We start from the raw sequence: 23480 nt of genomic DNA, 5'->3' as shown, positions 1-23480 counted from the left end.
CAGGAGCAGCGCCCATGCGCTCCGCGCTCATAGTGGGAACCGGTGCGATCGGCACGTCGATCGCGCTGGCCCTGCGCGCACGCGGCGTCGTCACCCACCTACGGGACACCGACGCCGGCGCGGCGCGAACAGCCGAGGGCGTGGGCGCGGGCACCACCGCAGCACCGGACGGCACCGTGGACGTCGCCGTCCTCGCGGTGCCCCCTGTCGCGGTGGCCACCACGCTGGTGGCCCTCCAGAAGGAGGGTGTGGCCCGGTGCTACACCGATGTCGCCGGAGTGAAGGCGCTGCCGGAACGCGAGATCGAGGCCCTCGGCTGCGACCCGACGTCCGTCGTGGGCGGGCACCCGCTGGTGGGCAACGGGCGCCCCGGGCCGCTTGCCGCCAGGGCCGACCTCTTCGAGGGATACCTCTGGGCGCTGGTGCCCACCGAGGCCACGGCCAACCGGGCGCTCAACATCGCGCTCGCGCTCGTGTCCCTGTGCGGTGCCACCCCGGTCTTCCTGGACGCGCAGGGGCATGATCTGGCCATGGCACGCGTTTCCCACGCCCCGCACCTGATCTCCACCCTGCTGGCCGGCCGGCTGCGGGACACCGAGGCCTCCGCTCTGAGGCTGGTCGGCAAGGAGCTCCTCGATGTCACGCGGGGCGCGGGCGCCAGCCCCGTGCTCTGGGCGGATCTGCTGTCCGCGAACGCCGCCGCGGTCGCCGACGTGCTGGAGGCGTTCGCCGGGGATGCCCTCGGCGCCGCCGCCGTGCTCCGCGCGCCCGGCGCCGCGGGTGCGGCGCAGCTGCTGGACCTCCTGCGCAAGGGAACCCAGGGGCAGGTTGTCCTGCCCGGGAAGTACGGCGTGCCGCCCGCGGACCTCGCCACCGTGCAGGTCGTCGTGGGGGACGACCCCAAGCAGTACGCCCGGTTCTTCGGGGACATGGCGGCGGGCGGTGTGGCCGTCGACGACATCGTGATCGACCGTTCGGCCCACCAGGGCACGGCACGGATGTCCCTCACCGTCTCCGCCGCCAACAAAACCGTGCTCGTCTCACGGCTGAGACGGCTCAACTGGCATGTCCAGGGCGACGGGTAAGAGCAGCTGCGCGTCGTGGTGGGCATGGGCCGTGGTGTCGTGGAGTCCACGCCGTCCGGCGACACCTCGGTTTGCTCCGCGCGGGCTGCCTCGACGATCAGGCCTGCAAGCAGCGCGCAGAAGACGCCGGCATCCCGGTAGATACCCGAACGCTCGTAGTCCGCCGCGCGTTCGGGTTCCGCGACGCGGAGCCGGGTTCTGCGCCAGACGCCGCGTCACGGCCTGTCGAGTCCCCGGAGACCTCCACGCCGCTCACTCAAGAAGACCTGTCCCGCCTTGCTGTCCCCTCCGCGCCTGGGCGTCGAGGGCCGGCGCAGTGCCCTCGGCGAGCGCGGTGCACAGTGTGCTCGTGATCCAGTGCGTGTGATCGAGCGCCGCTACGGCATGCGTGATCGCGTCGGCGCCGCACACCGCCCCCTGTGGCGGCATTCGGACGGCGGCCAGCCGAGCGGCGGCCGCGCCGATCACGACGTCGCCGCCGGCCGTTGCTTGTGCCGATCCCCGCTCCCGCAGAGCCAGCCCGAGCTGTTGGTGGGCGAGGAACGCCACTATCCGCGCCCCGCGCACCTGGTCTTCCGATGCCCGCACGACCGCCTGGACACGTCGCGCCGTTCGGTTCTCCGCCTCGCACACCAGCAGATCGCCCTGCCGGATCACCTGGTCGCGCAGCGCGCACAGCTGCCGTTGCGCGGCCCACAGCACGTAGGGCTCTTGCAGCCGGACCTCGGCGGACATGCCCCGCGGATCCAGGATCTGGCCCCACACCACCTGCTGACGGAGCCGCTTGGCGCAGCCCGTCGTCGTGTCAATCAAGGAGCGCAGCCGCAGTTGGTGATGGAGTGCGCAGGCCAGTTCCGCCTCCTCCCCTCGGATGAAGTCCCGTACGAAACAGCTGTCCCAGGGCACCGGATCGACCCGGAGTTCGCGCAGCACCTGATCGGCGGGCGCCTGCTTCCAGCCGCCCGGGATCCGCTGCCACGCGAAGCCGCTGCCGGCGCAGCTCCGTGCGGCATGGCCGAGGGGCATCGTGCCCTGGCCCGGAGGCCAGGGCACGACCGGTGTGTAGCCCCGGTTCCATTGCCGGGCGAAGGCGCGCCAGACCTCCGCCGAGGGCCCCTTGAGGTCGCTCGCCAAGGTCTGGAGCCGCGACCACACCATGGTCCGGACGACCTCGGGCGGCAGGACGTACCCGGTCGCGGCCGGTTCGGGTGGGGCGACCGACCAATCCTTCGGTGCGCGCGGGCAAGTGGCGGACCGGACTCCGGGGCGGTCGGCGGGGATGATCCTCCTGCCCCATCCGGACTGCGCCAAGAACGCGGCCACCGGGCAGGGCGAGTCCCAGCCCGATGGCCGCGCGTCAGTCGCCACGGTTGTGGTCCGCGGCGTACGCCTCCGCCATCGCCGCCGCGATCCGCCGCGGCCCGGTGGACGGCTCGCGGCTGTGCGCCGTCAGCATGCTGTCGATGACCAGCACGTCGCCCCGCTGGTAGTCGAACTGGTACTCCCGGAGCGTGCTGCCCACCTCCGGCTCCGGGCTCATCACATGGAAGAACGCGGCGTGGTTGAACCAAACGTGTTCCCTGGTGGAGGGGCGGATGTGCACCGCGGAACGGGTGTCCGTGGTACGCCTGTCGCGGAGGTTTCGCATCACCTGCCAGCTGCGGTCTGCGAACTCTTCGCGGACCGCGGGCTCGATGAGCTCGTAGACCGTGCGGATGTCGGCGAGGGCCGTCGCACCTAGGCTGTGCGGAGGTTCCACGTAGGGGAGGTAGAGCGCCAGCGGCCAGCTGAACCGGCAAGAGTTCTCGTTGTGGAAGAAGATCTCCTCGTTGGCCGGATAGTCGGTGGACGTGTAGATGTGGCGCTTGATCGGGCTGCGGGGCGAGGACCGCTCGGCGTAGGCGAGCGGGGCCCCGGACAGCGCGCGGATCGTGTCGTCGAACGCGCCGAGCTCGTGGACGCCGAAGTCTCGGAAGAGACCGGAGCCATCGGCCAACGGGTCGTCCCGCAATTGCCCGAGGTGTTGGGCCACGTAGGCGGACAGGCTGCTGGCTCCGCCCTCCTCCATCGTCCGTGCAGTACGCGTGTCTGGCATGGGCTTCCTCTGGGGATCTCGTACGGGATCAGGCCGGTCTGGCGTTGTCGAAGCCGCAGGCCGCAAGCAGGCCCCGAACGTCGTCGACGGGAAGCCGTCACATCTGCGGTGACCAGAACCTCCACGCATGGGGAGAGTTGGTGGATGGTCGGGTTTTCGAAGATGCTGCGTACGGGCAGTTGATTTTGAAGGTTTGGGATAATCGCGCGGCGGCTTGTGCGGCGGTGAGGCTGTGGCCGCTGAGGGCGAAGAAGTTGTCGTGGAAACCGATGGTGTCGATGTCGAGGGTGTGGGCCCAGATGGCGTGGACGGTGTGATGGTGGGTGATGTGTGGGGCTGTGCTAGGTGGGGTCGGGTGGGCGGTGGTGTGGGGAGGTGTTTGCGGTCGAGCGGTCATGTACGTCCTGGACGCTCTGTCCATGGGTCTCTACGTCGCACTGCTGGCTGCCTCCTCCCTTCTGCACGCCTGGGGAACGGCCGGGCGCTACACGCTTCTTACCGAAGTCCTGGAGGAGCGGCATCACTTGGCAGGGAACGCGGCGATCACGATTCTCGGCGAGTTCGCCACCGTTCTCCTCGGCCTCGTCGCCGCGGTCGTCGTACTCCTGCGGCGCGGTGGCGCCGCGACCGCAGGACCGCACCCGCGGTGACATGAGAGGTGTCTCGCTGGCGGGACATGCCCCCAGGGACCGGTTCGGAGGGGAAGACCTTCTTCCCAGAACGACTTCGGCACCGAACAGCTGGAGCTTATTCAGCAGCGACTTCGAGGGTCGGCTGTCAACGGAGTTGACGAGCAGTGGTCGATACCGCGTCGCGCAGCCCCGGAAGACAACCGGGCGCACGCCTCGTTTGCGGATCACGCCACTGCACCCCGGTCCGCACCCGGTGCAGAATCCCGTCGATCACCTGCCGGTGATCCCGCCACCTGCCACAACGCCCGTTGCTGACCGGCAGGAAACGCCACAGCCGTTCCCACTCGGCATCCGTCAGATCACCCCGCCCCATGCCCGCACCAACGCCCTGGCGGCGGAACAGCCACTCGGCCGGGCTCCCGGGTCCCGAGACATGCCATCATCAGCAGATGGTGCTTGTAGGAGAGTTCTTCCTTGCTGAGGACGACGAGTCAGCAGCGCGGGTAGGACCGCGGAAGAGTCATGACTTTCCTGCCGTGCTGTGTGAGGGCGTCTACCCGGATGACGCGGTTCCGAGGTGGGAAGCTCTGTTGACGGGTGCGGAGAGTCCGATCCGGTACGTGGTGCCCATGGCCAACGACGGCTTCACCGTCTTCGCTGTTCCGCAGGCGCTCTCGAAGGCCCTGGCCGATGCAGGGACGGATCAGCTGAGGACTACCGCTCTCGCGTGGGCCAAGACCCTCTCCGAGGGGGGCGATGAGATTGGACCGGGCAGTGCCGTTGCCCTCCTTGACCGTCTGTCAGTCCTGGCCATGGGTCGTGCGGAGAGAGGCCTGAGCCTGTACTGCTGGTACTTCGCGCCCTGACCTCACCTCGTCGGTGTTCCTGTAGTCGTGAGCCGTCACCTGCGGAGGAAGAAGCGGACGACGATCGCGGACAGGGCGGCACCGCCCGCGCCGGACCTCCGGCCGATCGCGGACCACGTGCCCACCTCGTCGGTCACCGACGCGATCGAGACGGCCGTGGCCGCCCGCGGCGGTCGGGTCCACGGCATCGTCCTCCACACCGACAGGGGCACACCCAGTACTGGGCAACGGAGTTCCTTCGGGACGAGCTGTCCTGGACGACTGCCAGTACCAACGAGCTCCGTTGCTTTTCTGCCTTCAATCCCTCAACACGCTTGCGTGACTTGCGAAATCGTTCACTTCCCGGCCTTGGTAAGGGCCGCGTCGCCCACTACCTGATCACGAGCCACAGGGCGGACCGCGTAGGCAATCGAGCTTCAAGGAAGCGACGTTGACGCAACTCCCTCAAGCGCCGGGGACAGTGAGCTTCATCGGGAGTACGACATCCACCGGCTCTTCCCCCTCTAGGAGCCTGATGAGCGTCCGCGCGCACTGCGCACCGACTTCGATGGGATCGAGGTCCAAGTACACTATCCGCGGATCGGTGGCAGCGTCGGCCTCTCCGACGACGGAAACGGCGAGATCGTCAGGGACGCCAAGCCCCGCCTCCGCCGCCGCCTCGGTGATCGCGCTCGAATAGGTGGCATTGAGGCAGTGAACGCCGTCAACAGCGCCTCGATCTCCACCGATCAGCTCACGGGCCCCTTCGATGGGGCTTCGGCCGTTCGCGAGAACGTACACGTTGGGCTCGATGCTCCGGTGCATGCACCAGTTCTCATATGCTTGCTGAGAGCTGGTGGTGTACTCATCATCGGCTTCGCCGCGGAAGAATGCCGGCCTGGTTGATCCCTGACGCGCCAGAACATCCAGCGCCGTCGGAATGCCTTCTTCCAATGCGGGCCTGACGGACCTCAGCCTCACCCCGGGCGTTGCGTCATCGTATCCACCGTCGGCCACTACCGCTCGCCCCTGCTCCAGCGCCCGCCGGATGATCGGGTCAGCTGGAGAAGGGTCGACCACGATGAGCCCGTCAAAGGGGATCGGCTCATCCAACTGCCCCGATTCGTCGGCACGGATGGCCGCGATCGAATAACCGTGCCGGAGGGCCTCCAGTGCGGCCCCCGCGATGATGCCGCGGTAATACGGGAGATAGGTCTGTTCCCAGATGGGACTCTCGCCGTGCCTGACCGCGACCCCTATCACGTGGGTGCGACCGGAACGGAACACCTTGCTGATCCAGCCCGGCCGGTAGCCCAGGCCTTCACCGGCTTCCAGCACTTTGCGGCGGGTCTCCGCACCGATCTTGCCTTTCTCGTTGTAGACGAGAGAGACCGTAGCCGTCGACACCCCCGCAGCCTCTGCGACGTCTCGGATCGTGACCTTCCGCGCCTTCATTGTCCACCTTCCCGGAGTGCACCCCGATTGGAGGGGTTGACACTGTGCGGAGCCCAGATTAGCGTGATCTCGCCCACAAGTAAACCGGTTTACCTCCATCAAGCTGAAGGCACTTCGATGAAGAAGCACCTCCTGGCCGGCGTCGCTCTCACCGCCGCAGCCGCACTCGCTCTATCCGGATGCAGCTCTGCGGGGTCCGACACTGCCTCCGCGGCGAAGAAGCCGTACGGCGACTGCCCACTGGGCGGCACGAAGGGCGAGTTCACCCTCAAGACGCACAAGCCCGATGAGCTTCGGGTCAGAGCGGATCTGCCCAGCCCCGGGTGGTACAACGGCGACACGGTCGATGAGATCGACTCGGGCGTCGACTACTGCATCCTCGCGAACATCGCGTACCGCTCGGGCATCAAAAAGATCACGCTGCAGAACGCTTCGTTCGATGCGCTCATCGCCGGCAGGGGCGGCGAGATGGACCTCACGCTCAACCAGATCGCCATCACCGAGGACCGGGAGAAGATATTCGATTTCTCCGATCCCTACTACGACGCCACCACCGCCGTGGTGACCAAGAGCGGGTCCAAGCTGACGGAAGAGCAACTGGCCGGGGCAAAGATCGGCGTGAAGCAGGGCACCACACAGCAGCTGTTCGTTACGGACACTCTGAAACCCACTCAGCAGATATCGGTGTATCCCGGCGACAACGAGCTCGACAACGCGGTAGCTGCCGGGCAGATCGACGCCGCTGTCCAGGACCTCTCCATCGCCCTGGGTGCCGCGAATGCCTCAGGTGACCGACTCTCCGTTCTCAGCCAGATCCAAACCGGCGCGAAGATGGGCGTGATGCTGCCCAAGGACTCTTCGAACACCGCCGTGGTCGACAAGGTCCTCACGCAGATGAAGAAGGACGGCACTCTCGACAAGCTGACGTCCAAGTACCTCGGCGCTGCTTACGGCACCGATCCCTCCACCATCCCGGTCTGGAACATCCGATGAGACCGGACACTGCGACCCGCTCAGGGCATGAGATCCGCGCAGTTTCTCCCCGCCGCGACACCTCTGGATCGGCCATCCTCATTGGCACCCTGGTGTGGCTCTTCACCGTCGTTTTCACCGGATGGACCGCACTCGGGTTGCCCGAAATCGCCTCCGGGGGCTGGAAGGGCCTCATAGCCATCGCCCTCTGGCTCATGGTCGCACTTGCCCTCGTCGCCGGCTTGCCGCTCTTGCGCGGCCTCCGATACCGGAGGGAAGCCGCACGCGCCCAAGCGGCTGACGACCACCCCGCGGTACGAGCGGCACGATCGCACGCCAGTCGCTCGGGCTGGCTGGCGGCCGGCTGGTCACTGCCCCTGATCGCAGTCACAGTCTTCGCTCAGTTCTTGGCCGCGAACGATCACTCGGTGCAGTCGACCTTCTTCGACGTGGAGTTCATGGCGCGTAGTTTCCAGGACATCCTCATCGGGTTCTGGGTCAACGTGCGCATCGCAGTCGTCGCCCAGATCCTGATCCTCTTTTGGGCTCTCCTGATTGCGCTGGCGAAGCTGGCTCCCGGCAGGGGAGGCCGACCGATCCGCTGGATCGCAACCACCTACATCGATATCTTCCGCGCAGTCCCATCCATCGTCGTGATCTACCTCATCGGGTTCGGTCTCCCGCTGGCGCAGGTGCCGTTCTTCAGCGATCTCGGCCCGTTCTGGTCGGCGGTGCTCGCGCTCACACTGATCTACGGCGCATACGTCGCCGAGGTGTACAGATCCGGCATCGAAGGCGTGCACTGGTCGCAGGTCGCGGCCGCTCGTTCCCTCGGGCTGAGCTACGGCAAGACCATGCGCTTCGTGGTCCTGCCGCAGGCTGTTCGCCGGGTCTTGCCGCCCCTGCTGAACGACTTCATCGGGCTGCAGAAGGACACGGCCCTGGTCACGATCATCGGCACGGTTGAGGTGTTCACCCAAGCGAAGATCTACGCAGGCAACTACTTCAACCTCTCTTCGGTGACGGTCGTCGCGATCATCTTCATCATCATCACTATCCCGCAGACCCGGTTCGTCGACCGACTGATCGAACGCGACTCCCGCGCGAAGACCAGGAGCTGAACGGCCATGACATTCCTTGAACTGAGCGACGTCACCAAGTCGTACGGCGACCACCAGGTGCTCAAAGGCATCACCCTGCAGGTCGAGAAGCACCAGGTCGTGTGCCTGATCGGGGCGTCTGGGTGCGGCAAGTCAACCCTGCTGCGCACCATCAACGGTCTGGAGGAGATACAGGGCGGAAGGATTTCACTTGGTGGCGACGTGGTCTCAGGGGAAGGCGTAGATCTGAACGCGATCCGCACTCGGATCGGGATCGTCTTCCAGAGCTTCAATCTCTTCCCCCACATGAACGTGCTCGAGAACATCACCCTCGCGCCGCGCCAGGTGCTGGGCGTCTCCAAAGCCGAGGCCGACGCCAACGCCATGAAGCTGCTGGCGCGGGTGGGGCTGGCAGACAAGGCGAAGTCCTACCCGGACAAGCTCTCGGGCGGTCAGCAACAGCGCGTGGCCATCGTGCGTGCTGTGGCCATGAACCCCGACGTCATCCTTCTCGACGAAGTGACCTCAGCGCTCGATCCCGAACTCGTCGCCGAGGTGCTCACCATCGTGAAGGACCTCGCCGCGGACGGACTCACGATCGTGATGGCAACCCACGAGATGAGCTTCGCCCGCGAAGTTGCCGACACCATCGCGTTCCTGCACGAGGGGCGCGTCCTGGAGAGCGGCCCTCCCGAGCAGATCTTCACTGCGCCGCGCGAGGAAAGAACCCGCGAATTCCTTCACCGGATCGTTGAGGCAGGACGTCTGTGAGCACCGACACGACCATCTCAGCGGTCGAGAGCACGCAAGCCTTCGACACGGAACGCGGGACGACGCGCACGGTCGTCATCGTCCAGCACGAAGAGGACGCCGGGATCGGACGGTTCGCCGCTCCGCTGAAAGAACTCGGGATCGCGACGACCGCCGTGGGGCCGGGCGTTGGAGTCGAAGTTCCTGCGACACTCGGCGACGCGGACGGATTGATCGTCCTCGGTGGGTCGCCCGGTCCGAACGACGACGGCTCCGCTCCATGGCTCGCACAGGTCCGTGGCCTCATCCGGGAAGCACTGGACCGGGGGCTGCCGTACCTCGGCATCTGCCTCGGCGGCCAGTTGCTCGCCGTCGTGTCCGGAGGCACCGTCGGCCCCGTCAGGATCCGCCCTGAGCTCGGTCTCGGCCGGATGAGGATGACGCCCGCAGGAGAGACGGACCCGCTGATCGGGGCTCTGCCCCGGCAGACCAGGTCGATGCAGTGGCACTTCGAGGAAGTCACGAGACTGCCCCCGAGTTCCGTGTCTCTCATGGCCAGCGACGTCTGTCCGAACCAGGCGTTCCGCGTCGGACCGAGGGCATGGGGCTTGCAGTTCCATCCAGAAGCCGATGCCACGAGCGCGAAGAACTGGGCTGCGACTGACGAAGGCGCACTCGTGCGCAACGGTCTGACCCCAGAGTCTGTCGCCGCGCCGTTCGAGACGGCCGATCCCGAACTGGACGAGACCTGGATACCGATGCTGAGGCGCTGGGTCTCCTTCCTCTAGACGAGTCGTTCCCCTGCGACGAGTGGGTCGTAGGCGATCACGGATCGCATGACCGGCTGTCCGCATGCGGCCCGGCCGGCCAGGTCTGACCGTTTCACCGTGGGCCGTGAGCGTCCGGAATCACTCGTCTAGACGTGCGGGCGATAGTGAAAACAGTGTGGAAGAAGAGGAACAGATGCGAAGAACTGCGGACCTGAAGGCACTCGCGAACGAAACCATTGAACGAGAGGCGGCCTCCCTCGTAGCGCTCAGTCACCGCATCTCCGATCACCCCGAGACCGGTCTGCATGAGGTCCGCGCTGCCGCCTGGCTCCTCGAGGCGGTGCGCACCGTCCCGGGGGTGCGCACCGAAGCCGGCCTTGCCGGGATGCCCACCTCGTTCGTCGCTGAAATCGGCGCCGGCGAGCTCGTCGTGACCCTCTGCGCGGAATACGACGCCCTCCCCGGCGTCGGCCACGGTTGCGGGCACAACATCATCGCCGCCGCCGCAGTCGGAGCTTTTCTCACGCTCGCCCCCATGGCAGAGGCCCTCGGCGCGACGATCCGCCTTCTGGGGACCCCCGCAGAGGAGAACGAGGGCGGAAAGATCCGCCTTCTTCAAGCCGGAGCGTTCGACGGAACCCACCTCGCGATGATGGTGCATCCCGGCCCCGTCGACGAGGCGAGCATGAACCCGTACGCCTCTGCGGTGGTCGAGGCCCGCTTCACAGGCCGGGAAGCACACGCATCCCTCGCACCACATGAGGGAGTGAACGCGCTCGACGCGTTGACCGTCGCGCTCACTGCCATCGGCCTCGCCAGACAGCAGCTCGCACCGGGGCAGCAAATCCATGGCACGGTGGTCGACGGCGGTGGAGCACCGAACATCATCCCGGGCAGCACCGCAGGAGTGTGGATGATCCGCGCCACAGATCTCACGAGCCTTCACGAGGTGCGTGAACGCCTCAAGAACTGCCTCCGCGGCGGCGCGCTGGCCACAGGCTGTGAGGTCGACATCTCCCACGACGATCTGGCCTACCACAACCTGCGCATCGACCAACCGCTGACTGAGCTCTACCTCGACAACGCACGCTCGCTCGGCCGGAACCCCTCCGGAGTAGCGGCACGCGGCGGATCGACCGACATGGGAAACGTCTCCCAGGTCTTTCCGTCGATCCACCCGATGATCGGCCTCGGCGACGCCGGGTTGGTGCTGCACACCCGAGAGTTCGCGAAAGCGGCGCGCAGCCCCGAAGGTGATCGAGCTGCACTCGACGGTGCACGGCTGCTCGCCGGCGTTGCCATCGATGCCTGTCTGGACTCCGTGCACCGAGACCGGCTTATCAGCAGGGCACCGCTGTCGGACAAGAACTCGGCACGTCCGCAACACCCGCATCACTCGTACTGAGGTTGATCCCCGGGAGCGGACACCGGGTTTCGTGCGACGAGTGGCAGCGTACGCGCGGCGATCAGTGCCGGCTGCAGACCTCGGCGAAGGCGTCAGCGCGTCTCGGAGGAGGCAGGCGAGTTTCCCGGTCGAGTGCCAGGCACCGGACAGCTGTCCGTCCGGCTTGGTGTCGACACCATGACGGGCCGGCTCGGGTAGCGGCGGTGCCCTCTTGGACTGAGACGGAGGTGCCTTGGCACGCACGTTCACGGTGTCTCCGTCGCCGTGCCCGGATACGTCGTCTCGGTACGGGCGATGTCGGTGTGTCGGCTGGGGTGCTCGCCGATTCGGGTGATGCGGAACGTCGTCAGCCGGCGAACCTGGTCCGGAAGGCGGTGCGGTTGGGGGAGTCGGCCGAGCGGTCCCAGACGGCGAAGGTGACGCGGGCGAGCGGGGCGCCGTGGGTGTGCAGGGCTTCGGCGAACGCGTCCGCCACCTCGGCCGGGTCGTTGCCGAACACGCCGCAGCCCCAGGCGCCGAGGACGAGCTCGCGCACGCCGTGGTGGGCGGCCACGCCGAGGACACGGCGGGCGCGTTCGGTCAGAGTGTCCCTGACGTCGGTCTTCTCACCCGGCGAGTGCCGCGCCAACTGGCCGGCGTTGGGAGCGGGGGAGGTCAGGAAGGAGACCTGGTACGTCTGGTCGAGCAGGGCGTGGGAACCGTCGCGGATCACCGGTACGTGCGGGGAGAAGATCACCCGGTGGCTGTAGTTGAGGTCGGCGGATGCCCGATGGGCCGCGTAGTAGTCGGGGGCTTCGAGCAGGCATGAGTAGAGGAGAGCCGTGCGGCACAGGTCTTCCTCCTGGGCCTTGGCGCCGCGCAGGTACCCGCCGCCGGGGTTCCGGGCCGAGGCGAAGTTGAGGACGGCGAGGTGTTCGACGCCTTCGTCGGTGAGGCGGCGGGCGGCGCGCAGGCTGTCCTCGTCGGTCACCTCGGTCCCGCCGGTGAAGGGTCCGGTGGGCGCCGGGGCGAAGGCGGGGGAGTGGGAGACGGTCCCGCTGCGGGCGGCGGCGAGCGCAGGGGCTATGGAGACCCGGGCGCCGGTGGAGGTGGTGTAGGTGCCGGTGGTCGCCACGTGCTCGTTCTCGGTGGCGAGGTTTCTCAGACGGTTGCTCATGAGGGGCGATGGTAGCGAGGAATTATTGTCAGGGTGACTATTTTTGAGGGCGTGCAAGGCGGGACCGGCACGGCCGGTGAGGCTGTGTCGTGCCGATCGACGGCAATGCGTCGATCGGGGTGACCTTTCGTGGCCGACGGCGCCGGTACGTCCGGCCTGAAGGCCACCGAGCCGGTCCACAAGGGCAACGGGAAGGGCAAGGGCATCGTCCGTGTGACGGGGCCTCTCGCACGATGACGGAGGTTTGGGTGCGCGGTGATCGGACGCACGGTCAGGCCGTTCGTTTCCACGGTCACGACACGCTCCGGTGCAGGCGCCCGTCCGCTCCGGGGTCCGTCAGACGCGGTCCGCACCCCGGGGGGCACCCGCGCGGTGATCAGTCGACCCGCAGTCCGACCGCCAGCGTCAGTTCGAGCACCCGGTGTGGCGATGCGAGATCCGGAAACAGCTCCCGCAGCTGCGCCATCCGGTACCGGACCGTCTGGGGATGGACGAACAACTTCGCCGCCACCTCCTCCCGTCTGCCCTGGTGCAGCAGCCACGCCCGCAACGTCTCCTCCAGCCGCCTTGCCGTCGCGGCCGGCAAGGTCCGCAACGGTGCGAGGGCTCGGGCGCGCAGGTCCGCGAACGCGTCCGCATCGGCGCTCAGCACCAGCTCGGGCAGGTGGTCCTCGGTGTCGCGCACATCGGAGGAGAGGGAGCGGGCGCGCACGGCTCGTGCGTACGAGGCGGACGCCCGGATCCACGGCCGGGCCGGGCCGACCACGGCGGTGCGGTCGGTGAGCTGGCTCAAGAGGTGGGGCCGATCGGCGTCGGGGACGAGCAGCACACCGGTGGCGTCCGGTAGATCGTCGAGGACGAGGGTGCTCGGGTCGAGCGCACGGTAGGCGGGCCGGGCCTGGGCGGCGGGCAGCAGGACCGCGGTCAGCGAAACCGGAGGCTGCCAGGCTGCCCGTTGGGCAGAGGCCAGCAGCACGTCCGGGCTCGCGCCGGCGAGCAGGTCGCGGGTCAGGTGTTCCAGATGGCGCTCGTGGGCCCGGCCCCGGGCGGCCAGCTCGTCGGCGTGGCCCGCGGCACTCGCCGCGGAGAGCTCGTCGATGTAGGCGAAGGTCAGCTCGGCGAACTTGGCGACCTCGGAGGCGGGCAGACCTGCCGGTACGGCACCCGCCGCCAGACAGCGCCAGGCCACGCGGGCGCCGACGCGGTAGGCGCTGAGCAGGGCGTCCATCGACCGGCCGTCGCGCACCTCGCCGCGGCCCAGCTCGTAGGCCGCGCCACCGGCATCGCCGCCCATCGCGTTCCCGCTCGCGAGGTCCAGGTAGTGCCCCAGGGCGGTGCGGACGGCTCGGCGGATGGTGCCGCCCATGCGGCCCGAGAGCGCGTTGGCGTACGGCGGGACCTCGTCGATGATCGCCTGGACCACCTCGTCCGCAGTGCTCTTCAGCGCGGCCCGAAGTGCGGTGACCGTCGCCTCGTCCAGGGCCAGCTCGGTGGCCCTCTTGATTACGTATCCCATTTTTGTTCCCAGCGAACAATTCGGCCGACCAGATTCACATCCTACGGGTAGGACTTTACGCTCGGAGGCGCATCAAGCTGGAGTCATGACGAGTGCAGCCCTCCGCAGTAGGGCGTGGAAACTGCTGGAGATGGTCACGACGCCGCTGTTGCCGTCGGACTACCTCGACCTGGTCAGCCCGCTGCGTGCGGGCGCCGACCTGCGGGGGCGCATCGAGGCCGTGCATCCCGAGACGGCTGACGCCGCGACCATCGTGATCAGGCCCGGACGGGGCTGGCGCGGCCACACGGCCGGTCAGTACGTGCGGATCGGGGTCGACGTCAACGGGGTGCGCTTGTGGCGTGCCTACTCCATCACCTCGCCGACGAACCGTCGGGACGGCCGCGTCACGATCACCGTGAAGGCGATCCCGGACGGCAAGGTCAGCAACCATCTGGTCCGCAGGACGGAACCCGGCACGCTGATCCAGCTCGACCAGGCGACCGGTGACTTCGTGCTGCCGGAGGCCAAGCCCGCCAAGGTGCTCTATCTGACGGCCGGCAGCGGCATCACGCCGGTGATGGGCATGCTGCGCGACACCGAGTTCGACGACGTCGTCATGGTCCACTGCGCGCCGCGGCCGCAAGACGTGATCTTCCGCGACGATCTGCACGATCTGGTCACGGACCGGAATCTGCGTCTCACCGAGGTGCACACCGACACGGACGGCATGCTCGACCTCGCCCGTCTCGACGAACTCGTGCCCGACTGGGCCGAGCGCGAGACCTGGGCTTGCGGGCCCGCGGGCCTGCTCGACGCCGCCGAAGAGCACTGGGCCGGGCACGGCGTACCCGAGCGCCTGCACACCGAACGCTTCCGCCCCGCCCTCGCCGTCGTCGGTGACGGTGGCGAGGTCACGTTCAGCACCACCGGCAAGACCGTCGACGCGGACGGCGCCACGCCGTTGCTGGACGTCGGCGAGGAGGCCGGCGTGCTCATGCCTTCCGGGTGCCGCATGGGCATCTGCTTCGGCTGCGTCACGCCGCTCACGGCGGGCGCCGTACGCGACCTGCGCACCGGCGAGATCACCGAGTCCGCGCCGGGCGTCCTCATCCAGACCTGTGTGTCCGCCGCGGCGGGCCCCTGCGACATCGAACGGTAGGAGCACCTTGACCGCCATCGACCCCACCGCCCACCTGACCGCAGAGCAGATCGAGGAGCTCGGCCGCGAGCTGGACGCGATCCGCGACGAGGTGATCGCCAGCCGCGGCGAGCGGGACGCCGCCTACATCCGCAAGGTCATTTCCGTGCAGCGCAGGCTCGAACTGGTCAGCCGGGGCGTGCTGCTGTTCTCCCTCTTCCCGCCCGCGTGGGTGGTCGGCACCATCGGCCTGTCCGTGGCGAAGATCATGGACAACATGGAGATCGGCCACAACGTGCTGCACGGCCAGTGGGACTGGATGCGGGACCCGAAGATCCACTCCACCACCTGGGAGTGGGACCACGTCTCGCCGGCCGATCAGTGGAAGCACTCGCACAACGAACTGCACCACACGTACACCAACGTGATCGGCAAGGACAACGACCTCGGCTACGGCATCATGCGCGTCGACGAGGACCAGAGGTGGCACCCGTTCCACCTCGGCCAGCCGCTGTGGAACTTCGTCAACGCCTGCTTCTTCGAGTACGGCATCGCCGCGTACGACCTGGAGCTCGGCAAGAACCTGCGCAAGCGCCGCCGCAAGGACCCGGAGTTCCGCGCGCGGGCCAAGGCCGTGGGCCGCAAGATCCGCAAGCAGGTGCTCAAGGACTACGTGATCCATCCGCTGCTGTCGGGCCCGTCGTTCCTCACCACGCTCGCCGCCACCTTCACCGCGAACCTGGTCCGCAACCTCTGGACCCACTCGGTGATCATGTGCGGGCACTTCCCCGAGGGCGTCCAGGTCTTCGAGCGCCGGTCGATCAAGAACGAGACGCGCGGCCAGTGGTACCTGCGCCAGATGCTGGGCTCGGCGAACATCAGCGGCAGCAAGGCCATGCACTTCATGTCCGGCAACCTGTCGCACCAGATCGAGCACCACCTGTTCCCGGACCTGCCGAGCAACCGGTACGCCGAGGTCGCGGTGAAGGTAAGGGCGCTGTTCGAGAAGTACGAGCTGGAGTACGTCACCGGGCCGCTGCCCAAGCAGGTTTTCTCCGCGTGGTGCAAGGTCTTCCGGCTGTCCCTGCCCAACAGGAAGCCGAAGGCCAAGACGCCGGACCGAGACCAGGAGCTCGTCGCGGCCTGATCGCGGTACGGGTTCGGATCCTTCCGGGGCGCAGGTAGGGACGCATCAGTCCCGTCCGGCCCATGGCCTCGTCGCCACGTCGCACTCCGACAGCGCGGCGACGGCCTCGGGATCGGGGCTCCGTGTGCGGCCGGGCCGCAGGTCGTGGACGGAGGTGCGTCCGACTCAGTAGTGGATGAGCAGCCGGTCGAGGACGCGCATGCCGAAGTCGACGGCGGACACCGGCACCCGTTCGTCGACACCGTGGAAGAGTGCCGAGAAGTCGAGCCCCGGCGGCAGCCGTCTCGGCACGAAGCCGTAGCCGGTGATGCCGAGCCCGGCGAAGGCCTTGTTGTCGGTACCGGCCGACAGGCAGTACGGGACGGTGCGCGCTCCCTGGTCCTCGCCGAGCAGGGCCTCGGTCATGGCCGCCACCAGCGGTGTCTCGAAGGGCGCGGAGACGGCGACATCGCGTTCGACGGTCTCCAACCGGACCCGGGGTCCGGCGAGTTCGGTGAGGGCCTGCTCGAACTCGTGCTCAAGGCCGGGCAGGAATCGCCCGTCGACCTCGGCACAGGCGCGGCCGGGCACCACATTGGTCTTGTAGCCGGCGGTCAGCCGGGTCGGGTTGGCGGTGTGGTGGAAGGAGGCGCCGATGAAGCGGGCCAGCGGGCCGAGGCAGTCCAGTACCTGAGCCGGATCGGGGTCGTCGGCGTCGAAGGGCACACCGAACGCGTCGGCGGCCTCGGTGAGAAAGGCCCGGGTGGTGGGGGTGAGCACCAGCGGCCAGCGGTGGGCGGCGATTCTGGCCACTGCGCCGGCCAGTTCGGCCACCGCGTTGTCGGTGTGCAGCATCGAGCCGTGGCCGGCTCGGCCCTCCGCGACCAGGCGGATCCAGTGCAGCCCCTTCTGGGCGGTCTCGATCAGATAGAGCCGGCGCTCCGGTCCGGCTTCCACGGAGAAGCCGCCGACCTCGCTGATGGCTTCGGCGCAGCCTTCGAAGAGTTCCCGGTGGTGCTGGACGAGGTAGCGGGAGCCGAGCGTGCTGCCCGCCTCCTCGTCGGCCATCCACGCGAACACCAGATCCCGGCGGGGGCGCCGGCCCTCGGTGGCCCAGGAGCGCGCCAGGGCGAGCATCATCGCGTCCATGTCCTTCATGTCGATGGCGCCCCGGCCCCAGATCTCGCCGTCCCGGTGCTCCCCGGCGAAGGGCGGCACGGACCACTCGGACGGATCCGCGGGCACCACGTCGAGATGGCCGTGGACCAGCAGGGCGGGCAGGGCGGGGTCCTGGCCCGGTATGCGCAGGACGACATTGCCGCGCCGGGGCGCGGACTCCAGATAGACGGGTTCGAGCCCGGCGTCGCAGAGCTTCGCGGCGACGTACTCGGCTGCTCGGCGTTCACCGGGGCCGCTTCCGTCACCGGGGTTGGAGGTGTCGATCCTGAGCAGGTCGGTGAGGAGGTCGACCGCGTCGCGGGTGCCGGGGTTCACCGCTTGGCCACGAATCCGCGCTTGTGGGCCCGGGTGACCAGGGTCGCCTCGCAACGGACCAGCCCGGGCAGCCGGCCCAGGACCTCGACCTGGAAGCCGAAGAGGTCGTCCATGGAGGGCAGTACGGCGAGGATGTTCACCGCCCGGGTGCCTGCCACCACACCGCAGTAGCGGACAGCGGGGTGCAGTGCCAAGGCTTCGGCGACCGGCTCTATCGCGGAGGGGAGGGTTTCCAGCCACAGTTCCGCCTCGACGCCGTAGCCGAGGAGTTCGGGTTCGATCTCGGCGCGCAGTGCCACCGCGCCGCTGCCCAGCAGGCGTTCGGTCCAGCGCCGGGCGGTGGCCGGGACCACTCCGAGGCGCTCCGCGAGCTCCACCCAGCTGTAGCGGGCGTTCTCCACCAACAGCTCGATCAGCCTGTGGTCGCTGGGCTGGAGGTCGACGGGGGCACCGGGATCGGTGGCCGTCGGTGCTCCGGAGGTGACCGCCGAGGCCTCCTCGGGGGTCAGATATTCGGCGTGCCAGGCGGTGGTGGGCTTGATGTGGCGCAGCACCGGATAGCTGCGGGTGCTGCGGACCCCGGCGATGGACGGCAGCTCCTGGGATGTCACCCGGTGGAGCGCCGCCCGGCCGTCCGCCAGCAGCTCGCAGGAGACGTCCGCGTCGCCGGTGACGACGGCGACCCAGCGGGTGTCGGCGCGCAGCGCGAGCGCCTCGGCGACTGAGTCGGCGCTCCCCGGATCGACCTGGATCCGCAGGCTGACGGTCTGTCCGAGTCCGGTGCGCAGCTCGTCCACGAAGGCGGTGAAGCGCAGGGCGTCGGCGTCCACGAGCCGCTGGACCCGGCGGGCGACCGTGCGTTCCACCTCCCCCAGGGCCTGTGCGAGCAGGCCGTACGGCACTCGGGCGTCGATCTGGAGCGCCGCAACGATCCTCCGATCAAGACTGTCTGTTTCCATCATGAGGAGAACTTTAGATGTCTGATTCCGTTAAGTTCAAGAGAACTCTTGTCTGAAAATAGAAGTACTGGCAAGCTGTGCGCCACCCAACGACAAACCGAGGGAAGGAGCGCACGGATGGGCATATCCACCCGGTCGCGCCGGCGGTTCACTCCGGGGCGACTGCACACCCAGGTGGCGATCGGACACCTGGCCGTGCACTCCTGCGCCGAGGACGGGCTGGTCGTGTTCACCTGCCGCACGGTCGTCGGCGGACGGGACCGGATCGGCCTGTGGGCGGTGCCGTACGCCGGGGGTCCGGCCCGCCCGCTGACGGACGGCCCGTGGTGCGACACCCGGCCCCGTTTCTCCCCGGACGGGCGGAGTCTGGCCTTCCTCCGGGACGGGCAGTTGTATCTGTTGGCACCGGCGGGGACCTCGGCGCCCCGGCGGGTGACGGACTTCCCCCGGGGGGTCCAGGATTTCGACTGGGGCCCGGACGGCACCTGGCTCGCCGTCCTCGCCGAGGACGCGCGGGCGCCCGAGGAGCGGCGCGAGGACACCCCCTACCGCACTGACGAGCAGGGCTCCGCGGACAGCACGGACGGCGAGCCGACCTGCCGGGTGCTGGAGCGCGCCGGCTGGCGCCTCGACGGCGAGGGGCTGCTGCTCCATCCCCGCCAGGTGCACCGAGTGGAGACCACGGGCGCGGCCCGGCGGCTCACCGCGGGCCCCCGCTCGGTCGCACGGCCGCGCACCGGCCCGGACGGCACGGTGTACGTCCTCGCCGACCCCGGCCCCGAAGCGGACCTCGTCCCCTGCCCACAGGTGCATGCGGTGACGCCCGACGGGGCATTGCGCCCGGTCACCGCGCTGGCCGGCGGTGTGGTCCGCCACCATGTGCGCGCCGACGGCACACTCACCGTCATCGGTCGGACCCGGCCCGATCCGAGGGACCAGGACCCTCCGCAGGCGTTCCACGTCGACCCGGCGGCGGACCGTCCCGTTCATCTCCTGCCGCGGTGCGGCGATCAGTGGGTCGGGGCGCTGGGCGGGGAGAGCGATCTGCACGACTGGTGGACCGAGGCCGAGGACTGCGCCGAGGCGACCGGGGTCGCCCATGACGGCGGCGTACGCCCCTACGACCTCATCACCGGGGAGCCGTTGGCCGGGCCCGGTACCGTCGTCGGCTCACTGGCGCGGCACGGTCCGCTGACCGTCGCCGTCCTGGTGCCCGCCGGGCCGATCGCCGCCCCCGAGGTCCATGCGCTGGACGCGGACGGCACCGTCCGCAGGCTCACCACCCTCGGCTCCGCGTGGCTGGACGACTGGGAGCCGCCCGTCATGGAGCGCCTGGAGGCGCCCGGGCCGGCCGGGCCGGTCACCGTCCATCTGCTGCATCCCCCCGGCTCGGACCCGTCCGACCCACTGCCCACCGTGGTGTCCCTGCACGGCGGACCCACCAATCAGTGGGGGCCGCTGCCGAACATCGAGGCACTGCTGCTGGCCGGCGCCGGCTACCGGGTGGCGCTGCCCAATCCGCGCGGCTCCACCGACCGCGGCAGCGCCTGGGTCGCCGGCCTGCACGGGGCCTGGGGGCGGGCCGACGCGGAGGACGTCCATGCCGTGGTGGACCACCTGATCGCCACGGGCAGGGCGACCCCGGGCCGGCTCGGGGTCTGCGGGCTCTCCTACGGCGGTTTCCTGACGCACTGGCTGGTGGCCACCGGCGATCGCTTTGCCGCCGCCGTCGCCGAGAACGGCGTCAGCAACCAGGTCTCCGCCTGGGCGAACTGCGACATCGGCCCCTCCTACGGCACGGCCTCCGGCATGGGCGACCCGCTGGACGACGAGGGCGCGGCCCGCCTCTGGGAGGCGTCCCCGCTGCGGCTGGCCTCCCGGATCCGCACCCCCCTGCTGATGCTCCAGGCCGAGGACGATCTGCGCTGCCCGGCCGCCGACAACGAGCAACTGTTCCTCGCGCTGCGGCGACTCGGCAGAACCGTCCGCTACGTGCTCTATCCCGAATCCAGCCACCTCTACCAGGGCAACGGGCGCTTCGACCGGCGGCTCGACCGCCATGAACGGCTCCTGGACTGGTTCCGGACCCACCTTCCCCTCGACCATCCCTAGAAAGGCCCGCGCGCCATGCTTCGCAGGAACCGTCAGCGCACCCGCCGGGCCGCGCCACTCGTCGCCCTCGCCACGGCGACCTCCCTCGCCCTCACCGCCGCCGCGCCGGCGCCGGCCACCGCACCGGACTCGGTCCGCGCCTCCGTCGGCAGCGGTGACCACCGCATCGGCCACGCCCAGCCGATCGACAGCGTCAACCCCTTCGGGCAGCAGAACGTCATCTCCAACTCGGTCAGCCTCACCGCCTACGACATGCTCCTCAACTACCGCACCGCGGACGGCCGCCCGGACCTCGACAACTCCCTCGCCCGGTCCTACCGGACCTCGAAGGACGGCCGCACCTGGACCTTCCGGCTCCGCCCCGGTGTCACCTGGTCCGACGGCAAGCCACTGACCAGCGCCGATGTCCAGTGGACCTATCAGGCGGTGATGGCCAACCAGACCAATGTGCTGCGCGGCTACGTCACCAACGTCAAGAAGATCACCGCGCCCGACCCGCTCACCGTGGTGTTCCGGCTCTCCGAACCGGACGCCCGGCTGGAATCCGCCTCCGTGCCGATCCTGCCCAGACACGTCTTCGCCCGCCACCCGGTGGCCTCGCTGGACAAGATGCGCATACCCCTGCCGGCGGTGACCACCGCGCCCTTCCGGATCACCTCGTACCAGAAGAACGGCACCACCGTCCTCGACACCAATCCGCGCTTCCGGGGAGACCGCCCAGAGGTGAAGCGCGTGCTGTTCGTCCACTACCAGAGCAGCCAGGCCGCGCTGCGGGACATCAAGCTGGGCAGCCTGGACATGATCGCGGACGGCGACAGCAGCTGGGTCAACAAACTCAAGAAGGACAAGGACATCACCGTCTGGACGGCGCCGTCACCCGGCTACTCCGAAATCGCCTTCAACTCCTGCCCGCCCGGCGGAGCCGGCTCCTGCACCCGGCCGGCGAAGAACGTCCGTACCGCCGTCGTCCAGAACCCGGCCATCCGCAAGGCGCTCGCCTGGGGAATCGACCGCGAGAACCTCTCCCGGACCATCTACGCCGGGCAGAACCCACCCGCCGACGGCCTGATCTCCCCTTACTACTCGTCGTACTACCGGAGCTTCGCCGAGGACCCGGAGGTCGGCTACGGATACGACCCGGCCAGAGCCCGCGAGATCCTCAGGGCCGGTGGCTGGCGGTGCGACACCACCCCCTGCGTCAGAAACGGGGTCAAGGCCGAGTTCGAGATGCTGGTCCGCTCCACCTCCTCCCAGGACCAGAACGCCGTCCGCCGGATCCGGGCCTGGGCCTCCCAGATCGGCATCGCCATCACCATGACCGTGGTGACCGAGGACGCTCTCAACAACACCATCTACAACCCGGGCTCCAAGAAGGGCCGCTACGCCCCGAGCTACGACGCCTTCTACTGGGCGTGGAGTGGTGACATCGGCACCCCCGACCTCAACCTGGAGGTGCTGCGGACCGGCAACTCCTGGTCCGACTCGTACTACTCCAACCCCGCCTACGACCGGGCCTCACTGAGCGCGGTGCGTTCCATGGACATGCCGCGACGGGTCGCCGCCATGCACGAGGCCCAGCGCATCGCCCTCACCGATCTGCCCTACGTCCCCACCGTCTTCGCGGTGAGGATCATGCTCACCCGCAACGACACCTGGCACGCCCACCAACCCTCCCCCGCCACCGGCGCGGGATCGCCGTTCGGTGCCAACTGGCTCCAGCTGACGTCGCTGCGGGCCGGTCCTGCGCCGGGCACCGTCACCGCCGCGGCGGCACCTGCGGCGGCCATGAGCACACCGGCCTGGCTGGCTGTCGCCCTGGTCGCGGCCGGAGCCGGCTATCTGTTCGGCCGCCGGCGCGGATCGGCCCCGGCCGAGGTCCGCGACTGGACCGACGAGTAGCGCGGGAGCGACGAGATGACGACCTTCCGCCGCCTCACCGGCCGCGTCCTGACCGCGCTGGGCACCCTCGCCTTCGTCCTGGTGCTCAATTTCGTGATCTTCCGCGCCATGGGCGACCCCAAGCACGACCTGGCCCGCAATCCGCACCTCACGGAGGCGGCGCAGACCGCTCTGATCCAGCAGCGCGGGCTGGACGAGAGCGAATGGGTCCAGTTCACCCGCTATCTCCGGGACACCCTCACCGGCGACCTCGGCACCTCCTTCATCACCAACCGTTCCGTCGCCGAGGAGTTGCTGAACGCCCTGCCCAACACCCTGATCGTGGCCGGGCTCGCCACCGTGCTCGCCTCGCTGCTGGGGCCGTGGATCGGCCTGCTCGCCGCCTGGAAACGCGGCCGGACCCGCGACACCGTGCTCACCCAGGGCGCGGTGGTGCTCTACTCCATGCCGAGCTTCTGGCTGGGCATGGTGCTGATCGCGGTCTTCTCCCAGTGGTGGCAGCTGCTGCCCACCGGCCTCGCCTCGACCCCGGGATCGACCGCCACCGGCTGGGCCCACGCCCGGGACGTGGCCCGGCACGCCGTTCTGCCGGTCGCCACACTCACCCTGGGCCTACTCGCCCAGTACGCGGTCAACATGCGCAGCGCGGTGGTGGACACGATGCGCGAGGACTACGTATTGACCGCACGGGCCATCGGTCTCGCCCCGCGCCAGGTCCGCGGCCGGCACATCGTCCGCAACGCCATGCTGCCCGTGGTCACCGTGATCGGTCTCAACCTCGGCTTCGTGCTCGGCGGGGCGATCACCGTGGAAGCCCTGTTCTCCTGGCCCGGCCTCGGCCTGCTGACCATGGAGGCCATCAACGGCAAGGACTACCCGATGCTGCAGGGCCTGTTCCTGCTCTCCTCCGCCCTGGTGATCGCGATGAACCTGGCCACCGATCTGCTCTACAGCAGGCTCGACCCCCGGATCCGGAAGTGACACCGCTC

22 protein-coding genes and 1 pseudogene are annotated in these 23480 nt (G+C 68.9%); 13 read left to right on the top strand and 10 right to left on the bottom strand.

What is annotated here, in order from left to right:
• The first annotated feature begins 14 nt into the window (after window positions 1-14).
• Window positions 15-1085 (top strand): prephenate dehydrogenase, encoded by a 1071-nt coding sequence (locus ACFV88_RS25915; protein WP_385494287.1) that lies wholly within the window; start codon window positions 15-17, stop codon window positions 1083-1085.
• 252 nt (window positions 1086-1337) lie between these two features.
• Here the strand turns inward: ACFV88_RS25915 and ACFV88_RS25910 are convergent, their stop codons facing one another.
• The 3 genes from ACFV88_RS25910 to ACFV88_RS25900 form a co-directional block, all read right to left on the bottom strand.
• Window positions 1338-2408, bottom strand: coding sequence for an aromatic amino acid lyase (locus ACFV88_RS25910; protein ID WP_385494296.1), 1071 nt, complete (start codon window positions 2406-2408; stop codon window positions 1338-1340).
• 34 nt (window positions 2409-2442) lie between these two features.
• Entirely contained in the window at window positions 2443-3180 is a 738-nt protein-coding gene (locus ACFV88_RS25905; protein ID WP_385494286.1) for a TauD/TfdA family dioxygenase, read from the bottom strand.
• 97 nt (window positions 3181-3277) lie between these two features.
• The gene (locus tag ACFV88_RS25900) at window positions 3278-3577 is read right to left on the bottom strand and encodes a phosphopantetheine-binding protein (RefSeq protein WP_385494285.1); all 300 of its coding nucleotides are present in this window, start codon (window positions 3575-3577) and stop codon (window positions 3278-3280) included.
• Window positions 3578-3599: 22 nt separating this feature from the next.
• Between ACFV88_RS25900 and ACFV88_RS25895 the strand changes: the two genes are divergently transcribed.
• Window positions 3600-3830 carry a hypothetical protein gene (locus ACFV88_RS25895; RefSeq protein ID WP_385494284.1) on the top strand — a complete coding sequence of 77 codons (231 nt, stop codon included), beginning with the start codon at window positions 3600-3602 and terminating at the stop codon, window positions 3828-3830.
• 205 nt (window positions 3831-4035) lie between these two features.
• On the opposite strand, the pseudogene ACFV88_RS25890 reads toward ACFV88_RS25895, so the two are convergent.
• Window positions 4036-4185, bottom strand: a pseudogene (locus tag ACFV88_RS25890) (transposase); the annotation flags it as partial.
• A 76-nt stretch (window positions 4186-4261) separates the two neighbouring features.
• On the opposite strand from ACFV88_RS25890, the gene ACFV88_RS25885 reads away from it, so the two are divergent.
• Window positions 4262-4678 (top strand): hypothetical protein, encoded by a 417-nt coding sequence (locus ACFV88_RS25885; RefSeq protein ID WP_385494283.1) that lies wholly within the window; start codon window positions 4262-4264, stop codon window positions 4676-4678.
• A 35-nt stretch (window positions 4679-4713) separates the two neighbouring features.
• Here ACFV88_RS25885 and ACFV88_RS25880 read toward each other — a convergent pair whose 3' ends face one another.
• Complete coding sequence (locus ACFV88_RS25880; RefSeq protein ID WP_385494282.1) at window positions 4714-4866, bottom strand: hypothetical protein; 153 nt, start codon at window positions 4864-4866, stop codon at window positions 4714-4716.
• A gap of 256 nt (window positions 4867-5122) precedes the next feature.
• Entirely contained in the window at window positions 5123-6112 is a 990-nt protein-coding gene (locus ACFV88_RS25875; RefSeq protein WP_385494281.1) for a LacI family DNA-binding transcriptional regulator, read from the bottom strand.
• 117 nt (window positions 6113-6229) lie between these two features.
• Here ACFV88_RS25875 and ACFV88_RS25870 point away from each other — a divergent pair, with 117 nt between their 5' ends.
• From ACFV88_RS25870 to ACFV88_RS25850, 5 genes are all read left to right on the top strand, one after another.
• Entirely contained in the window at window positions 6230-7105 is an 876-nt protein-coding gene (locus ACFV88_RS25870) for an ABC transporter substrate-binding protein (RefSeq protein ID WP_385494280.1), read from the top strand.
• Entirely contained in the window at window positions 7102-8205 is a 1104-nt protein-coding gene (locus ACFV88_RS25865) for an amino acid ABC transporter permease (RefSeq protein ID WP_385494279.1), read from the top strand. The genes ACFV88_RS25870 and ACFV88_RS25865 overlap by 4 nt, the downstream gene beginning before the upstream one ends.
• Before the next feature lie 6 nt (window positions 8206-8211).
• Complete coding sequence (locus ACFV88_RS25860) at window positions 8212-8955, top strand: amino acid ABC transporter ATP-binding protein (RefSeq protein WP_385494278.1); 744 nt, start codon at window positions 8212-8214, stop codon at window positions 8953-8955.
• On the top strand, window positions 8952-9722 hold the full coding sequence (locus ACFV88_RS25855) for a type 1 glutamine amidotransferase (protein ID WP_385494277.1): 771 nt from the start codon (window positions 8952-8954) through the stop codon (window positions 9720-9722). The genes ACFV88_RS25860 and ACFV88_RS25855 overlap by 4 nt, the downstream gene beginning before the upstream one ends.
• Window positions 9723-9879: 157 nt before the next feature.
• On the top strand, window positions 9880-11109 hold the full coding sequence (locus ACFV88_RS25850; RefSeq protein WP_385494276.1) for a M20 family metallopeptidase: 1230 nt from the start codon (window positions 9880-9882) through the stop codon (window positions 11107-11109).
• A gap of 346 nt (window positions 11110-11455) precedes the next feature.
• Here ACFV88_RS25850 and ACFV88_RS25845 read toward each other — a convergent pair whose 3' ends face one another.
• Together ACFV88_RS25845 and ACFV88_RS25840 are read right to left on the bottom strand one after the other, a co-directional pair.
• Window positions 11456-12265, bottom strand: coding sequence for a TIGR02452 family protein (locus tag ACFV88_RS25845; RefSeq protein ID WP_385494275.1), 810 nt, complete (start codon window positions 12263-12265; stop codon window positions 11456-11458).
• 376 nt (window positions 12266-12641) lie between these two features.
• Window positions 12642-13781, bottom strand: a complete 1140-nt coding sequence (locus tag ACFV88_RS25840; RefSeq protein WP_385494274.1) for a PucR family transcriptional regulator — start codon at window positions 13779-13781, stop codon at window positions 12642-12644.
• 85 nt (window positions 13782-13866) lie between these two features.
• On the opposite strand from ACFV88_RS25840, the gene ACFV88_RS25835 reads away from it, so the two are divergent.
• Both ACFV88_RS25835 and ACFV88_RS25830 read left to right on the top strand, forming a co-directional pair.
• On the top strand, window positions 13867-14922 hold the full coding sequence (locus ACFV88_RS25835) for a ferredoxin reductase (protein WP_385494273.1): 1056 nt from the start codon (window positions 13867-13869) through the stop codon (window positions 14920-14922).
• 7 nt (window positions 14923-14929) lie between these two features.
• Window positions 14930-16048: a fatty acid desaturase family protein gene (locus tag ACFV88_RS25830; RefSeq protein WP_385494272.1), complete on the top strand. Its 1119-nt coding sequence runs from the start codon at window positions 14930-14932 to the stop codon at window positions 16046-16048.
• Between the two features lie 165 nt (window positions 16049-16213).
• On the opposite strand, the gene ACFV88_RS25825 is transcribed toward ACFV88_RS25830, so the two are convergent.
• Complete coding sequence (locus ACFV88_RS25825) at window positions 16214-17521, bottom strand: M20/M25/M40 family metallo-hydrolase (RefSeq protein ID WP_385494271.1); 1308 nt, start codon at window positions 17519-17521, stop codon at window positions 16214-16216.
• Window positions 17518-18483 (bottom strand): Lrp/AsnC family transcriptional regulator, encoded by a 966-nt coding sequence (locus ACFV88_RS25820; RefSeq protein WP_385494270.1) that lies wholly within the window; start codon window positions 18481-18483, stop codon window positions 17518-17520. The genes ACFV88_RS25825 and ACFV88_RS25820 overlap by 4 nt, the downstream gene beginning before the upstream one ends.
• 114 nt (window positions 18484-18597) lie before the next feature.
• Between ACFV88_RS25820 and ACFV88_RS25815 the strand changes: the two genes are divergently transcribed.
• The 3 genes from ACFV88_RS25815 to ACFV88_RS25805 are packed head-to-tail and all read left to right on the top strand — an operon-like array spanning window position 18598 to window position 23472.
• Window positions 18598-20592 carry a S9 family peptidase gene (locus tag ACFV88_RS25815; protein ID WP_385494269.1) on the top strand — a complete coding sequence of 665 codons (1995 nt, stop codon included), beginning with the start codon at window positions 18598-18600 and terminating at the stop codon, window positions 20590-20592.
• Window positions 20593-20607: 15 nt separating this feature from the next.
• A complete protein-coding gene (locus tag ACFV88_RS25810) occupies window positions 20608-22491 on the top strand; it encodes an ABC transporter substrate-binding protein (protein WP_385494268.1) in 1884 nt (627 codons plus the stop codon).
• 15 nt (window positions 22492-22506) lie between these two features.
• Window positions 22507-23472 (top strand): ABC transporter permease, encoded by a 966-nt coding sequence (locus ACFV88_RS25805; protein ID WP_385494267.1) that lies wholly within the window; start codon window positions 22507-22509, stop codon window positions 23470-23472.
• Window positions 23473-23480 lie beyond the last annotated feature (8 nt).

Source organism: Streptomyces sp. NPDC059816, from assembly GCF_042732055.1.
Lineage (GTDB): Bacteria > Actinomycetota > Actinomycetes > Streptomycetales > Streptomycetaceae > Streptomyces.
Note: the sequence above shows the minus strand (reverse complement) of the source record. Positions and strands in the feature narration are given on the sequence as shown.

What these genes read in the sequence shown, in the direction of transcription:
- ACFV88_RS25820 (WP_385494270.1), bottom strand. Translation starts at nt 18,483, where the DNA reads ATGATGGAAACAGACAGTCTTGATCGGAGGATCGTTGCGGCGCTCCAG.
- ACFV88_RS25810 (WP_385494268.1), top strand. Translation starts at nt 20,608, where the DNA reads ATGCTTCGCAGGAACCGTCAGCGCACCCGCCGGGCCGCGCCACTCGTC.
- ACFV88_RS25880 (WP_385494282.1), bottom strand. Translation starts at nt 4,866, where the DNA reads ATGCCGTGGACCCGACCGCCGCGGGCGGCCACGGCCGTCTCGATCGCG.
- ACFV88_RS25875 (WP_385494281.1), bottom strand. Translation starts at nt 6,112, where the DNA reads ATGAAGGCGCGGAAGGTCACGATCCGAGACGTCGCAGAGGCTGCGGGG.
- ACFV88_RS25870 (WP_385494280.1), top strand. Translation starts at nt 6,230, where the DNA reads ATGAAGAAGCACCTCCTGGCCGGCGTCGCTCTCACCGCCGCAGCCGCA.
- ACFV88_RS25815 (WP_385494269.1), top strand. Translation starts at nt 18,598, where the DNA reads ATGGGCATATCCACCCGGTCGCGCCGGCGGTTCACTCCGGGGCGACTG.
- ACFV88_RS25895 (WP_385494284.1), top strand. Translation starts at nt 3,600, where the DNA reads ATGGGTCTCTACGTCGCACTGCTGGCTGCCTCCTCCCTTCTGCACGCC.
- ACFV88_RS25835 (WP_385494273.1), top strand. Translation starts at nt 13,867, where the DNA reads ATGACGAGTGCAGCCCTCCGCAGTAGGGCGTGGAAACTGCTGGAGATG.
- ACFV88_RS25885 (WP_385494283.1), top strand. Translation starts at nt 4,262, where the DNA reads ATGGTGCTTGTAGGAGAGTTCTTCCTTGCTGAGGACGACGAGTCAGCA.
- ACFV88_RS25845 (WP_385494275.1), bottom strand. Translation starts at nt 12,265, where the DNA reads ATGAGCAACCGTCTGAGAAACCTCGCCACCGAGAACGAGCACGTGGCG.
- ACFV88_RS25905 (WP_385494286.1), bottom strand. Translation starts at nt 3,180, where the DNA reads ATGCCAGACACGCGTACTGCACGGACGATGGAGGAGGGCGGAGCCAGC.
- ACFV88_RS25805 (WP_385494267.1), top strand. Translation starts at nt 22,507, where the DNA reads ATGACGACCTTCCGCCGCCTCACCGGCCGCGTCCTGACCGCGCTGGGC.
- ACFV88_RS25840 (WP_385494274.1), bottom strand. Translation starts at nt 13,781, where the DNA reads ATGGGATACGTAATCAAGAGGGCCACCGAGCTGGCCCTGGACGAGGCG.
- ACFV88_RS25860 (WP_385494278.1), top strand. Translation starts at nt 8,212, where the DNA reads ATGACATTCCTTGAACTGAGCGACGTCACCAAGTCGTACGGCGACCAC.
- ACFV88_RS25865 (WP_385494279.1), top strand. Translation starts at nt 7,102, where the DNA reads ATGAGACCGGACACTGCGACCCGCTCAGGGCATGAGATCCGCGCAGTT.
- ACFV88_RS25900 (WP_385494285.1), bottom strand. Translation starts at nt 3,577, where the DNA reads ATGACCGCTCGACCGCAAACACCTCCCCACACCACCGCCCACCCGACC.
- ACFV88_RS25915 (WP_385494287.1), top strand. Translation starts at nt 15, where the DNA reads ATGCGCTCCGCGCTCATAGTGGGAACCGGTGCGATCGGCACGTCGATC.